Annotated in this window: 9 protein-coding genes; 1 reads left to right on the top strand and 8 read right to left on the bottom strand. The window is 41.6% G+C overall.

Annotation, left to right across the window (positions count from 1 at the left end; translation table 11 throughout):
- Window positions 1–293 precede the first annotated feature (293 nt).
- From E0F88_RS15265 to E0F88_RS15245, 5 genes are all read right to left on the bottom strand, one after another.
- Window positions 294–4,430, bottom strand: coding sequence for a hybrid sensor histidine kinase/response regulator transcription factor (locus tag E0F88_RS15265; protein WP_131959136.1), 4,137 nt, complete (start codon window positions 4,428–4,430; stop codon window positions 294–296).
- A gap of 135 nt (window positions 4,431–4,565) precedes the next feature.
- The gene (locus E0F88_RS15260; RefSeq protein ID WP_131959471.1) at window positions 4,566–5,561 is read right to left on the bottom strand and encodes a DUF6807 domain-containing protein; all 996 of its coding nucleotides are present in this window, start codon (window positions 5,559–5,561) and stop codon (window positions 4,566–4,568) included.
- 180 nt (window positions 5,562–5,741) lie between these two features.
- Entirely contained in the window at window positions 5,742–7,088 is a 1,347-nt protein-coding gene (locus tag E0F88_RS15255) for a Gfo/Idh/MocA family protein (RefSeq protein ID WP_131959135.1), read from the bottom strand.
- A gap of 69 nt (window positions 7,089–7,157) precedes the next feature.
- Window positions 7,158–8,528 carry a 3-keto-disaccharide hydrolase gene (locus E0F88_RS15250; protein ID WP_131959134.1) on the bottom strand — a complete coding sequence of 457 codons (1,371 nt, stop codon included), beginning with the start codon at window positions 8,526–8,528 and terminating at the stop codon, window positions 7,158–7,160.
- A gap of 287 nt (window positions 8,529–8,815) precedes the next feature.
- Window positions 8,816–9,733 carry a sugar phosphate isomerase/epimerase family protein gene (locus E0F88_RS15245; RefSeq protein ID WP_131959133.1) on the bottom strand — a complete coding sequence of 306 codons (918 nt, stop codon included), beginning with the start codon at window positions 9,731–9,733 and terminating at the stop codon, window positions 8,816–8,818.
- Between the two features lie 282 nt (window positions 9,734–10,015).
- Between E0F88_RS15245 and E0F88_RS15240 the strand changes: the two genes are divergently transcribed.
- Window positions 10,016–10,963: an NADP-dependent oxidoreductase gene (locus E0F88_RS15240; RefSeq protein WP_131959132.1), complete on the top strand. Its 948-nt coding sequence runs from the start codon at window positions 10,016–10,018 to the stop codon at window positions 10,961–10,963.
- Between the two features lie 145 nt (window positions 10,964–11,108).
- On the opposite strand, the gene E0F88_RS15235 is transcribed toward E0F88_RS15240, so the two are convergent.
- From E0F88_RS15235 to E0F88_RS15225, 3 genes are all read right to left on the bottom strand, one after another.
- A complete protein-coding gene (locus tag E0F88_RS15235) occupies window positions 11,109–11,723 on the bottom strand; it encodes a hypothetical protein (RefSeq protein ID WP_131959131.1) in 615 nt (204 codons plus the stop codon).
- Between the two features lie 168 nt (window positions 11,724–11,891).
- A complete protein-coding gene (locus E0F88_RS15230) occupies window positions 11,892–12,350 on the bottom strand; it encodes a hypothetical protein (RefSeq protein WP_131959130.1) in 459 nt (152 codons plus the stop codon).
- A gap of 559 nt (window positions 12,351–12,909) precedes the next feature.
- Window positions 12,910–14,601, bottom strand: coding sequence for a RagB/SusD family nutrient uptake outer membrane protein (locus E0F88_RS15225; RefSeq protein ID WP_131959129.1), 1,692 nt, complete (start codon window positions 14,599–14,601; stop codon window positions 12,910–12,912).
- Window positions 14,602–14,610 lie beyond the last annotated feature (9 nt).

Genomic DNA, 14,610 nt, shown 5'->3' with positions numbered 1-14,610 from the left:
AATTCGAATTTATTTTTGAACAAATGTGATGGATAAAATTATATCCCAAGGGTATCAAATGTCTACAGATAGGTATTCAAATGTAAACGAGATAGAGAAAACAGCATTATTTTCTGCTTATATTAATGTTTTTACTGCTGATAGGCCAAAAAAATGAGACCTGCTTCTATAAAGCAGATCTCATTTTCATTAACAATATAAAATTTAAATGTTGCATTATTTCAATACTCCAATCTCCTTTAGATACAATTATTCCTTTATAAATTCAGATTAAGTAACCGTATTTTACTTTATCATTCTCCAACTGTTTCCTTTTTTCGGAATTCGGTTGGCAATATTTTATACTCTTCCTTAAAGAGTTTGGCAAAGTATTTCGGATTGTTGAAACCAACCTGATAAGCAATTTCTGAAACGGTCAGCTGACTTTTTTCCAGCAGGGATGCAGCCCTGCGAATCCGGATGATACGGATAAATTCTACCGGCGTTTTTCCTGTCAGCGACAGCAATTTTTTATATAAGTACATCCTGCTCATCGCCATCTCCGAACTAAGTTCTTCAACGGTAAATTCGGAATTGGCCATATTGTCCTCAACCACCTTTACCGCCTTATTGATAAACTGTTCATCCAAAGACCGCACGACGATCTCGCTTGGTTCTACACGGATATGCTTCTGAAACTGCTTTTGAAATCTTTCCCGAAGTGTGATCAAATTCCGGATTTGGGCCTGCAGAATATCGAGTCTGAAAGGTTTGGTAACATAGGCGTCGGCACCGGTTTCATATCCCTGGAGCTGCTGTTCATCTTCTGCACGGGCAGTTAAAAGTATTACGGGAATATGCGAAATACGGCTGTCCGTTTTGACCATCCGGCAAAGCTGCATGCCATCCATCTCAGGCATCATTACGTCACTAACGATCAGGTCAGGAATGGTGTGTAAAGTAATTTCCAGGCCAATTTTTCCATTTGGAGCCTCATGAATCTGATAATCCTTTTGAAAAACCTCCCTGAGATACTCACGAAATTCATCATTATCCTCAACCAAAAGCAGAACCGGTTTATCTTTCCGATTCTCAGCAACCGATAATTCCGACGCAGTTATTGTTTCACCTACAAAAACTTTTTGGACCACTTCCTGAGCAGTTTCACTACCCTGAACTGAATGAAGCGGCAGGAACATTATAAAAGTACTGCCCTGCCCTTCCTGACTTTCAACAGAAATATTTCCGCCATGCAGTTTTACAAATTCTCTCGTGATAGCCAACCCAATTCCGCTGCCTTGGTTTACCAGGTGATCCGGTAAGGTATGTTGAAAAAACCGGTCAAAAACTTTTGCCTGTGCATCGGCAGGTATGCCTACCCCGGTGTCAGCCACCCTGACGTCAAGTTGCTCAGTTCCATCCTGATTAATAATCCGCACATGTACAGCAACACTTCCGTTTTCGGAGGTGAATTTGAAAGCATTAGACAAAAGGTTATACATTATTCTGGAAAGCTTTTCCTGATCGAAAAGCGAATACCGTGACTCTACATCGGTTTCGAAGGTAAAAGCTATATGCTTCCGCTCTGACAGGTCAGAGAAGGTATGCGTAATTTCTCTTATAAACTGAATGATATCTCCCTTTTCAGGTCTGAATTCAGTTTCCTCTACTTCCAATTTTTTGAAATCAAGGAGCTGCGTTACCAGGTTAAGCAGCCGCCGTGCATTTCTATGAATCATGGACAACTGATTACGGACGCCCGAATCTGCCTGCAAATTATTCAACAACCCTTCCAACGGCGTCAGCATCAGTGTAAGCGGTGTTCTGAATTCATGGCTTACATTGGTGAAAAATTTAATTTTCATCATATCCAGCTCATGCAATTGCAGCGCCTCTCGCCTTTCCTGTTCCAGTTTAAAATTCAGTCGTTCTCTTTCGAGAAGTATCCAGCGGGCAAGTGCCAGCGCACCTACTGTAGCCAGAAAATACAAAATGTAAGCAAAAGGCGTTTTCCAAAACGGAGGATTGATATGAATTTTTAATATTCGTTCTTTTGAAACGGTACCACCATCTTTTATCTTAACCTTGAATGAATACTTCCCCGGATCAAGGTTGGTGTAAGTAACTTTTCTTGTATTATTATCCGCCTCAAACCACTGATCATTAAATCCTTCAAGCGTATACAGGTAATGATTTTTGTCCGAATGCAGGAAATTAAGGGCAGCGAATTCAATCGTGAATACATTCTGGTTGTATTGGAGTTGAATTTCCTTTGTCACGGAAATTGATTTTTCAAGAATGACCCGTTTGTTTTGTTTTTCACCGGGTCTGATACTTTTGTTGAAAATTTGAAAATCAGTCAAAACAACATCTGCATTGACCGGTTCACTGGTGATTTTTTCAGGGTTAAAAATAGTAAAGCCGTTCGCACCTCCAAAGATCATTTCTCCTGAATTAAGGCGTAGTGCAGAATTCTCATTAAAACTCCTTCCCTGCAGGCCATCTACCTCATTGTAAGTCGTTATATCAAATTTCTCAGGAATCGCATCTTTTCTCTTAGTTATATTAAAATTTACCAGACCTTTGGGCGTTCCCAGCCATAAGTTTTGCTTATTGTCAACCAGTATAGTCAGTACAGAGTTATCCGGCAATCCGTCTCTTGAATCATAGGAAACAAATCCGTTTCGCCTTTTATCGTAAACATTTAAACCGTCAGAAGTGCCCACCCAGATGTTGCCAAAGCTATCCTGTGCAAGTGAAACAACCGCGGTACTGCTTAATGTCCCGGGTCGGTTTGCTTCATGTGTGTAATGAATGAATTTGTCCGCGCCTGGTTTTAGGACGTCGATTCCATTTGCAGTACCGATCCAAATGTTCCCGCTTTGGTCTTCGATGACCGAGGCAATATAATATGACTGAATTGAATTAGGAGCGAATGGCCGGTAATGTTTAAATACCTGTTTTTGTCTGTCAAATAGCTCCAAACCATCACCAAGGGTTCCAACCCAAAGCCGGCCTTTCGAATCTTCAAAAATTTCCCAAACACGGTCATCGATCAAACTGGTGGAATCCGCAGGATTGTGCATGTACCGTTTGAATTTGTTCCCGTCAAAACTGTTCAGTCCGCCAAAGTAAGTTCCCACCCATAGAATGTTATTTTTGTCAAGAAACAGACTTACAATGACATTGTTACTTAAACTGGACGGATCTCCGGGAATGTTTTTGTATTGTTTAAACCGGTTACTCTTCCTGTCAAAGTAAATAAGTCCGCCTCCATTGGAGCCAATCCAGACATTTCCTTTTTTGTCCTCTGCAAAAACACTCACATCATCAAAAGGCAAACTTTGCGGAATGGTAGGCAAATGTCTGATCAGCGAAAACTTGAAGATATTTTTATGGTAGTTACAGAAGCCTTTTTTGAAAGTTCCTGCCCAAATCATTCCCGACGGGTCTTTATACAGCGTCATGATGCTGTTCTGGCTGATCGTCTTTGGGTCATTCGGATTGTAGAGCAAAGTCGAGACGGTACGGTCCTGCTTATTGACGATGTTGATCCCACCATGATCCGTACCGATCCAGATTCCCGAATCCGGACCGGAAATGATAGAACTTACGATGTTGTTGTTGAGCTTAAACTGTGATGAAGAAGCATTACCGGCAATCAGTTCATTTTTTTTTGTATCAAAGTAATAAACTCCGCGAACAGCTTTAATCACATAAACCCAGGGCTCTCCATCTCTGTCCACAAAAACCCGGTGATTAGCAGATCTACCCAGTTGCTTTTTCTGAAGAAGATCACTTTGAAAATCCGTTTTAAAAGTGACGGTATTGAACCGGACTACAAGACCGTTATCATAAACTACCCATAAATTTCCCTGAGCGTCTTCATTAAAATCTGATACAACCGGGAGTTCTCTTCCTCCCCGTTCAGGTTCAAATTTCAGGTGCAGTAAAAGCTTCTTTGAAGTAATGTATTTGAGCAAACCAAGCCGGTTGTGACTGATCCAGTAATCTCCTGATCTGGTTTTGATGATCCGGTTAAAATTAGCATCCGGCAAACCAAGTCGTCTGGCTGCTTTGTTGATGTCATGATCTATTGTTTCCGTTGCAGGATCGTAAATATTATATCCAAGCCGCGTGTTTATCCAGATATAACCTTGTTTATCCTCAAATAGCTCATTGACATAATGATCCGAAAGTGTGGTTGAATCACGGACATCGTGTTTAAAAATCTTAAATGAATAACCATCAAACCGGTTAAGTCCCTCAGCCGTACCAACCCATACAAATCCCTGCTGATCTTTTAGAAAACAATTAACCTGATTGTGTGAAAGTCCTTTTTCAGCACTGTATCTCGCAAACTGGTAGTCCTCGCCCTGGGCAACGGCAAACTCCAAACATCCGGAAACCCAGATTAAATAAACCAACAGTCTAAAAAACCACTTTTGCATTGAATGTGTGTTATTACCAGGCCAATTTACAGAATAACCGTGCCTCGTTAAAAATATTTTTGTTAATCGAAGATTTAAATGCAAAAAACCACGGAACTACCCGTGGTTTTAATACAAAATTTATTGAAGAGTTTCTTACTTGGTTTTGGCGTAATCAGCAGCCATCGTATTTAAGGATGCATCTTTAAGATGTTCCGAAGCAATCACCATCCGGTATCTGAATGTTGTAGACTCTCCGTTTTTAATCTTAAAATTCATTTCTTCTTTTCCATTGCTTAATGCCTTTTGACCTAACGGGTTAACAGCAAACAAGCCATATCCGCGTGCATGCCAGTAGGCAGGATAACCCGGATTTTTTGGGTGATCAATGATGGCGATACTGATGTCTTCATCTTTGATTTTCCCTGTCAGGTTACACCAGATAGCACGTTTCGCCCAAACGTCCTCACCTTCAATTCCGTTGCTGTTACGATAATTTCCTGTAATTCCGGTGTTATTCATTACCGGAACCTTTGTAGCAATACCGCTGGCATCAGTAAAAATTTCAGGTTTGCTTGACGGCAGTTCAAGCTCTCTTGCCACACGAATCGCATACATCCCATCTTTGATGTCCGGCATGGAAACGTCTCCGTTCGCAGCAGTCAGCTTTGTAGTGCGGTCAATCACACGGCTGTTTCCTTTTCCGCTGAAAGTGTAGGTGGTAACCTCCTTTAAAGTCAGTTTGCCGTCTTTATCAACCCAGTCGGCAGTAACCGTAAGTTCTCCTTTGTCCTTGCCACTTTTCATAGACGTAATTCCGGTATGCTTAATTGTTCCGTACGCACGTTTTGCATGGTCCACTGCATTGGAATTGTTCCAGTAATCATTCCCGTTGACATCCTCGTAATTCAGCCAGACACCCACATGATGCGGATGATCTACACGCTCGCTTCCACGCGGATCCAAAGGCCAGCCACGGGTTACCAGTGTTCCTTTGGAAGTCATCACCGGATAGAGCACCGCCTTTTTCAAGACATCTTCACCCGGATAGAAATAAGAGGTGAAAGGTTTGCCATCAATGCTTACTTCAATTTTTTTATCCTTTTTGTTATCAACCAGATCAACTTTTTGCGCCTGCGCCAGGCCTGTCATGGCGGCCAGGGAAAAGGTGGCTAGTGCTATGCGGGAATTTTTCAGATTCACTTTTAATTTTGTTTATGGTTTCAACAAGATTAAACCCTGAGTTTATGGTGTTAGCGCAGAGTTTCGCAGGGGTTATATCAAAACCTTACGAAACTCTGCGCCAAACACTGCGTCACTTCGTGTTTAACTTTAGCTTAGAATGATTTCCCTTTTCTTTGGATCCCAGCTAACTCTTTTTCCTGAGTGCAATGCCTGTGTAGCCATCATGTTAGCCACCGAGTGGTTGAAACCTACTCTTGCGGGTGCATTGGTTTCCTTACGGCTACGGATACACTCCATCCAGTTAAGCATGTGCAAAGAAGTCATCGGATCGGTTCCTGTGTTGGCATCGGTCGCAATTTTATCACCTGCTTTCAAAGACATATCTGCAAGCAAATTAGCTTTCAGTCCCATGCCTTTTGCATCTTTTTCTTTTAATCCTCCTTCCGAAGTAATTTTGTTCGTATCCAGGTTGATCATACCACCGTTTGAATAGTAATATTCTTTTACACCACCAGCTTCGTTGTTGAAACGGGAAGAATAAATAACCTGAAAACCTTTACTTTTATCATCAAAAGGACCGTAGTCAAAAGCAGCGCTGAAAGTATCTACATTGGTACGACCGTCTTTCCAGGTATAAATTCCACCGTTCGCAACAACATTACGTGGAGCATCCAGACCAGAGAACCAGTGTACTGTATCGATCTGATGCGCCATCCACTGTCCGGGGATACCTGATGAATATGGATAGAATAAACGGAATTCAAGATAGAAACGTGGGTTCCAGGCCACTTTCGGGCGGTTCAACAGGAAGCGGTCCCAATCTGTATCTTCTTTTCTGATCTGCGAAACCAGTTCCTGCCGTCTCCAGCGACCAGGCTGATTTACGTTCCAGGTCATTTCAACAGTTGTGATATCGCCGAATTTACCAGACTTGATATAGTCATGAGCAGCATGATAGTTGGGTGCGCTGCGGCGCTGAGAACCAACCTGAACAATTTGCTTTGAGCTTTCTACTGCTTTCAGGGCAGTTTTGGCATCTTCCAAAGATTCAGCAAATGGTTTTTCAACATATACATCACGGCCGGATTTTACAGCTTCTGCGCAATGAAGGGCATGCTGAAAATCGGCGGTACTGATGATAACCGCATCCACATCCTTACGGGCAAGCAATTCTTCGTTGTTACGTGCTTTTACAAACTGGCTGGCCACTGCATAAGGCTTACCTTTCATGAATGCTTCGGCTTCGTCACGGCGGCGGTTCCACAAATCGGAAACACCCATAAATTCGAAGTTCAGATTCTTGGCATGATCGCCGAAACTTGGAGCAAGAGAACTGCGGAAACGATCGGAAAAACCAATTACGCCAACACGGACACGCTCATTAGCACCAATTATCTTACGGTAACTTGAAGCACTAAATGCGCTGGAACCAACTGCTGCAACTCCGGCAGAAGCCAGGGCTGCGCTCTTTATAAAATCTCTTCTGGTTGTCATTGTTATTCGTGTAAAAAATTTATACTGTATAACTTAAACTCAAACTATTTTACGCTGAAAAATCAGGTGCTACTTACCTTCTTTTATTTTCAAACTCCTAAAAGAAACATTGTCTCCATGATCCTGCAAAAGCAAATATCCCTTTTCAGAAAGCCCGAATCCATCAAAGCTTTTGAACTTCGACCCTGCTACCAAGTCTTTAAAAGACTGAGATCCTCGAACATACTCTACAACTTTATAATTATTTAAAAAATGTTGAACTGTACCATCTTTTAATACAACAATTCTACCCTGGTTCCACTCTCCGATTTTCTTGATTGCGTTGGCTGGTTTTTCAGAAGTGATTACATCATATAGCGAAGCAATGGTACGGTTTCCGTTTTTACCCATTTTCGCGTCCGGATGTTTGGCATCATCAAGTACCTGAAATTCACAGCCGATTCCCGATTTTCCGTTTGCATTAAACTTCTGGTCTACGAAATATTTCACGCCACTGTTGGCTCCTTCTGTTAATTTAAATTCAAACTGAAATTCAAATACCGGTCCGAAAAGCTGTTTTGTTACCAGGTCGTTACCCGTTTCTGAACCATCAGATTTTGCAATGGTAATCGCTCCCTGATCGTAACTCCATCTTTTTGTTGGAAAGTCAGTTCCGCCGTAAGCTCTCCACTGACCGGCCGTTTTACCGTCATACAATTGTTTCCAGCCTTCTTTTTTTTCTGCATCTGTGATCGAGTTTGGAATCATGTTCACGATGCGGATATCCGTTGCAGGACTTGGCTTCAGATTCGTAGTTTTGATACGGATATTTTTCCAGCTCACCTGTGTTCCTTCGCGGCTTTGGTCTTTGCCAATAGAATGTACCTGCAGACAGATAAATCCGCTTGGCGTCATGTCGTCAACTAAATAGGCAGTAGGAACGTCATTAACAAATGTGCGGATCGTATTGCCAATAGCTTCAATACGGTATTTATTCCAGGCGTCTTTTTTGAAAGCTTTTTTCCCGGCCGGGTTAATGTCCATCGGATAAAGCCATCCGCGGCGGGCTTCGTCATAAATTCCACCAGAATAGGCACGGTCACTCGGATCTATTTCCACCTGAATGCCATGCACGCGGTTATTCATATAATCAGGTTTCGAAAGACTTCTGATCTGGATTCCGGAATTCAGTTTATTATCCACTTTTAATTCGCACTCTAATATGAAATCCCCGTAATCCTTTTCTGTTGTCAGAAAAGAGTTAGGTGTATCCATTACAGAAGTACCTACAATGGCTCCGTCCTTTACTTCATACTTTGCTTTACCATTCAACTGCTTCCAGCCCGAAAGATCTTTTCCGTTGAATAATGGCTGCCATCCGTCTTTGGATTTCTGCGCATGCGTAAGGGAAACGGATAAAGTCAAAAGCAAAGAAGCAGCATAGATCTTAAATCTCTTCATATTTGTTTAGCCCGCAGGCTGTTAGTAAGTAATAAATATAATTTAGTATTCAGGCAGGAATAAACTTCTACTGACATAACGATATAAATGTACCTATACCCTGACAAAGTAGGCTATTCCCTGGCTTAATTTTCGTGAGATAACGAAGATTGAACTCTGTTGTTGCAGGTCTTTACCAGCTGTAAGAATTTTTACTTTTTCAAATTCTGTTTAAATACAAAAAAGGTTCGGAGTTTGAAACATTCAAACAACCAAACCTTTAAACCTTCCAAATCCAATAAAGCCTCTTAAGAAAGTGGATATTTCAACGTTTCAGTAATGTACTTTTTGTTGATTTCAGCGCACTGAATCGGTGTTTTTTCAGGATCAGGAACGCCATCCAGTTCCACTACTGCCCAGCCTTTGAATTTGATCTTATTTAAAGCTGCAAAAACGGCAGGAACATCCACCCTTCCCTGGCCAAGTTCTACAAATTTGTATCCGCTTTTAGATTCAACCGCTTTGGTATCTTTTAAATGCAGGGCGTGGATGATGTTTTTGTACTTAATTACCGCTTCTTCCGGTGCCCCGCCGCCTTGTTTGTAATGTGCAATGTCAAGCAGCAATTTTACATATTTGGGATTCATCGCCTGCACGATCACATCCACTTCCTCAGGCGTTTCCCCCCACTGGTTCATGTGGTTATGATAAACTGTCTGCACGCCGAGATCAGCCGTTTGTTTACCAATTTCGTTCATCACTTCGGTCAGTTTTTTAAGCTCTTCCGTTGTTGGCAGCTTATCTTTCTGGCGAAGGCTGTTGGTAACCTGCATTGCACTTCCACCCAGCGCTTTTACAAAACTCGCATGTGCAACATGGGTGTCAACTGTGCTTTGAAACTTGGCAGGATCAATCTCAACATTGCCGCTTGAAAACATCGCCAGGGTAAGATTGTTTTTTACCAAAGCATCTTTCAATTCCGAAACCTTTGTACGGTAAGGTGCAAACGTATTGGCACGAAGCTGAATCCCTTTGTAACCAAGCGATGCAAGATCTTCAATCGCCTGCAAGTCTTTGCCGCCCCAGGTAATGGACGAATAGCCTATTTGAAAACCGCCTTTTTTGGCAAACGAATCCGCCCCGACAGATGATGTAAGCACCGCTCCGGTTGCCAGAGAAAGATTACGCAGAAAAAGCCGGCGGTCTATTGATTTAATATCGTTCATAAAATTTTAAGAATATGGTCAGGAATAATATCACATTTTCACTATGACGATAAAAACAGAAGATGTCCCCCGACTGGCGTGTTTCAGAAATTGATTTCTAATTTTTTGCCGGGATTAGAAGCAATGCCTCAAACCACTTTTTGTAAGTTTCGGATTCAATTTTTCCGGTATGAAAGATATTTTCAGGATTTCCTTCATAGCAAAGTACTTATTTGGTATTAAAATAAAACCGTTTTTTCCTTCAATCCTGACAACCGTTAAAACCTATTATACCTCGCCTCTATGAAAGCTATTATTTTACAAAATGCAGGAAATGCTGAAAACCTTGAAATGTCAGAAGTTTCTGTCCCAACAATAAAAGACAATGAAGTTTTGATTAAAGTATCTGCGATTGGCATCAATCCGGTTGATATAAAAGCGAGAAGCAATCCTTACGTATTGAGCTATCTGCTGGGTGAAGAAAGGCCGGTTATTCTGGGTTGGGATATCTCCGGAACCGTAACTGAGGTCGGAAAAAATGTTACCGAATTTGAAGCAGGCGATGAGGTCTTTGGAATGATAAATTTTCCCGGACGAGGAAATGCTTATGCAGAATATGTAACTGCGCCGGCTACGCAGGTATCTAAAAAACCTTCAAATCTTACGCATGAGGAAGCAGCGGCGTCTTCCATGGCCCTGCTGACTGCCTGGCAGCTTTTGGTAAATCATGGTAAAGTGAAGGCAGGAAACAGAGTTCTTGTACATGCAGCCGCAGGTGGCGTCGGGCATTTTGCTGTGCAGATTGCCAAACATCTGGGAGCTTATGTTATCGGTACCTCCTCTGCCGCAAACCGTGATTTTATTCTCGCACAGGGCGCGGATGAACACATTGATTATAAGGCTGCACCGTTTGAAGAGACCATTGACAATATCGACTTCGTGCTCGACCCGATCGGCGGCAACACCTTGTCACGCTCCATTGGAATCGTGAATTCCGGCGGTACGGTTGCGTCCATTGTAACTTCGGAGTTTACAGAAGAAGATCAGCAAAAAGCCAAAAGTAACGGCGTAAAACTGATTAACGTTTTTGTCAGAAGCTTACCCGAAGATCTTGCTTCTCTGACCGATTTGTTAGAAAAGGGAATTATAAAACCACACATTTCCCAAACTTTCGCTTTCGAAGAAATTATTCAGGCGCATCAGCAGATTGAAACCGGGAAGACTGTGGGGAAGGTTGTGGTGTTGGTGTAGATTGAACGGTGCAAAAAATTCCGGGAATCGAGTTATTCCCTTTTAAATGTTGATACGTATTCCGTAATGAGATAATAAAAGGATTCAAAAATCTGAAAACTTGCTCAGGTCTTGAATCCTTTTCAATTATTAGAGACTACCCTTTCTAATTCTCCGTGTAAATATTCCCTGAGTTTCGTACATAATTTTCTGCCTGCTTGTCCGTCAATCCATAACAAAACGAGACAACGGGTGCGCTGCCGGTTCTAGTAATTGAAAATTTAGCTGCATGTCTGGATGAAAACGAATACGATTCTCTTCTTAAAATAATTCTGAGGCACCCCTTAGAATATTCATAATGAGGAATATCAAATGCATTATGAAAAACATACTCGCCGGGATAGTTTCTTTGTAATTCCTGAATAATCGCCTGCTCACTTTTATCGGAATCAGCAAACAAATTAAAAGTCACTCCGTAAACTGACAAACTGTCAAGAGGCAAATTTTTTTCACCCATGCTATCTGTCCTATGACTGCGGGTATTGTAGTGCCATATAACTGATGTACCTGAAACCAGCGAATCAGTTATTGCATTCTCAAATCCATGTTCGACATGATTTTTGCCAAAAAGGTTAATTTTATTTGCACTGAGTGGAAAATTGAATGTTAGATTTCTAAATTTTACATGTTCCTCACTCCCACACCCGCCAACTTCATAACTTTTCCCGCAGGAAATTAACAAGAATATTGAGGCCAAAATGACAATTTGTAATATTTTCATCCGGGGAGTTTATTTAAGGACATTGTGGATCGGGAGTGCTCTGTGAACATCATTCATATCAAGCTTCCAGTTCTTTTTGCAAGCATTCCCTCATAAAACGCTAATCAAGTGACCAAGGTTTTATGATGGAATTTTCGAAATTAAACGGATACGGAAGATTAAATTCTTTCAATCAGTGTTAACCAAATGGCCAGGAGTGGCTGCATAGTTTTTTATCTGGCTGTCTGAAACCCCATAACAAAAGGAGATTACTGGTATATTTACCGAAGTTTTAGGAGTTACATTAAAATAACGTTTTTGAACAAGAATTTTCAAACACCCTTTGGCATACAACCAATATGGGTATCCCGTGCCCACGAAATGAGTGTACTTACCTGGATAATTTTTTTGCAACTCCACAATTATCTCTTCTGCGGTCTTTTGTTCTTCATTATATAATTTTAGCGTTACTCCATAGATCGCACAGTCCTTTAGATAAGCAATTGTATCCTTTATGTCATTCCTGTTAGAACTATAATCAAAATACCAATGTATCTGTTCACTGTTCAGTAAAGAATCAGTTTTTATCCACGCCGCCATATACTCAAATTTGCCAGAAGCTATTTCACCAACTTTCTTCCCAGACAAAGGAAATGTGAATTCAAAATTTCGGAATTTTACAATCTCTGACGTTTCGCACACACCTCTCTGTCCAAAATAACCGCAGAAGATAATAAGGGTAAGAAACCGACAAACGAACAGAATATAAATGTCTCATATAATTCTTATGATTAAAGGCATTGAGGATCAGGCGTTGTTGTTGGAAAAACTCATTTCCAAAAAGCCACCGAAGTTTTGTAAATGGATTTTGTAGTCCAGATCTTGACCGGACTGGCCAACCCGTTGAGTTCAGCCAGTTTTTTTGAAAACTGTAATTGCTTGTGAAATTACTTTGAAAGACTTAATTTATTTTCCAATAAGTTCAATTTCTGAAATATCATCCCGGTTCTGCTAATCCGATGTATTTCGCATCTGATACGCAACTATTATGTTTCGTCACATCTATTTAAATTACAAGGACATTTATGTGGCAACACTTAAAGGAGTTGTGGTGAATTGATAAGTTCCCATAAACGGATGAAACAGAAAACCAGAAGCCTTCACTTTACAGCAAAGGCCTCTGATATATAAAAACTTAAAAAATAAATCAATACCCAGGATTCTGTGCAAAAACAGAAACCCCTTCGGCATTCTTAGAGCTGCGGTCTATCTGCGTTTGAGGAATCGGTCTTACCAAATGTCTTTCGGCTACGTTGGCTGCTGCCTGTGGATTGTATTTTTTCACGCGGTCAACCAAATTGCCCCAGCGTTTCAGATCCAGCCAGCGTGTTTGTTCGCCAGCCAATTCTCTCGCACGCTCTTCCATGATTAATTCAAAATTCATCGCAGATTCGGCAATAACCATCGCATCTTTTTTACCTGCCCAGCCAGCCCGCATACGTACTACGTTTATGGCAGCTGCTGCATCTTTTACATTACCGGCACCTAGTTGAGCTTCGGAAAGCATCAGATAAGTTTCTGCCAGGCGGAATATAAAGAAGTCCCGGCTTCCCGCTTCATAGGTCATATCAGGACGTTTGGTATCAAAAAACTTACGCAGCGTTGGAAATAATGCTTCCGAATATTTACTTGGCACAAGAACCTGGTATTTTTTCTTGGCTCTGTCCGCTTTTGACATTTCAAATCCGGGAATGAAAATAGCTGTATCACCGGCGGCAAAAGTGACGCTGGTTTTTGAATCATCAAATGCCGTATTGTATGTACCGGGTTTGTTGGATAACCATGTGTCTTTAAAGGTTTTTTTGTAACGGGAGTCGTTCACCCTTTCCCCAAAAACAACATCCGTAAGATAGGTGGTTGGTCTGAGGCGTTTGAAAGGACGTCCGTTCAATATATCCCGCTGCATCCCCGCCTGAACATCGTACTGCATTCCAAAGAAAAGATGCAGGTTATTCCCTCCGTTGACAGCTCCGGTGTTGTTGGTCAGGTTGGTCAAAGGATCGGATGTGTACTGAGCGGCCCAGACTATCTCAGAATTTCTTTGATTTCCCTCGTCAAATACACTTGCAAAATCATCCTGTAATTTGAATCCATAATTATTGATCACGCTCTTGCAAAGATCAGCGGCCTTGGTAAAATCATCGGCCGCTTTTTGTGCGGAATAGGCTTTTGCCAGATACACTTTGGCCAACCCCATCTCAGCCACAGGTTTAATGATCCGACCATATTGTGCCGATGTTGCGGGCAGAGCTGCAATGGCATCGGTCATATCCTTGATAATGGCTGCATACATTTCTGCATTTGTAAATCTTTTGGTATCCTTGGTCGCAAGCACTGTTTCACTCAGACGCAAATCCACCCCGCCATATTGCTGAAATAAAATAAAATAGTAATGTGCCCGAAGAAATTTGACCTCAGCAATACGCAATTTTTTAGTATCCTCACTTACTCCGGTCACATTAGGAGCCCTGTCTATGATGGCATTACAGGTGTTGATACCACGATAAAACTCGTCCCAAAGAGTAGCAAGATAGTCAACCGTTGGATTCATCTGGGTATCATAAAAATGAAATCCTTTATACCCACCGTCAGCACCGGTAGCATATATGTCGGTCCCAAACTCGGTCATTGTCAGTCCCAGCTGCGTTGCATAATATATCCGCAGAGCAGAATAAGCAGAGTTAACGCCATCTTCAAATCCTTTGGGCGTATTGAGATAATTACTATCGATTCCTGATACTACCACTTCGTCCAGGAGATTACTACAGGCCTGTCCGGAAAGCATAAGTGCTGCGACAGCGACCACTCTTGCAGGTTTTAAAATATACTTAAAATTCATGTCTCAGTC

It is taken from the genome of Dyadobacter psychrotolerans, assembly GCF_004349265.1.
In the GTDB taxonomy this organism is placed as follows: Bacteria; Bacteroidota; Bacteroidia; order Cytophagales; family Spirosomataceae; genus Dyadobacter; species Dyadobacter psychrotolerans.
This window is presented reverse-complemented; position numbering and strand designations above follow the sequence as displayed.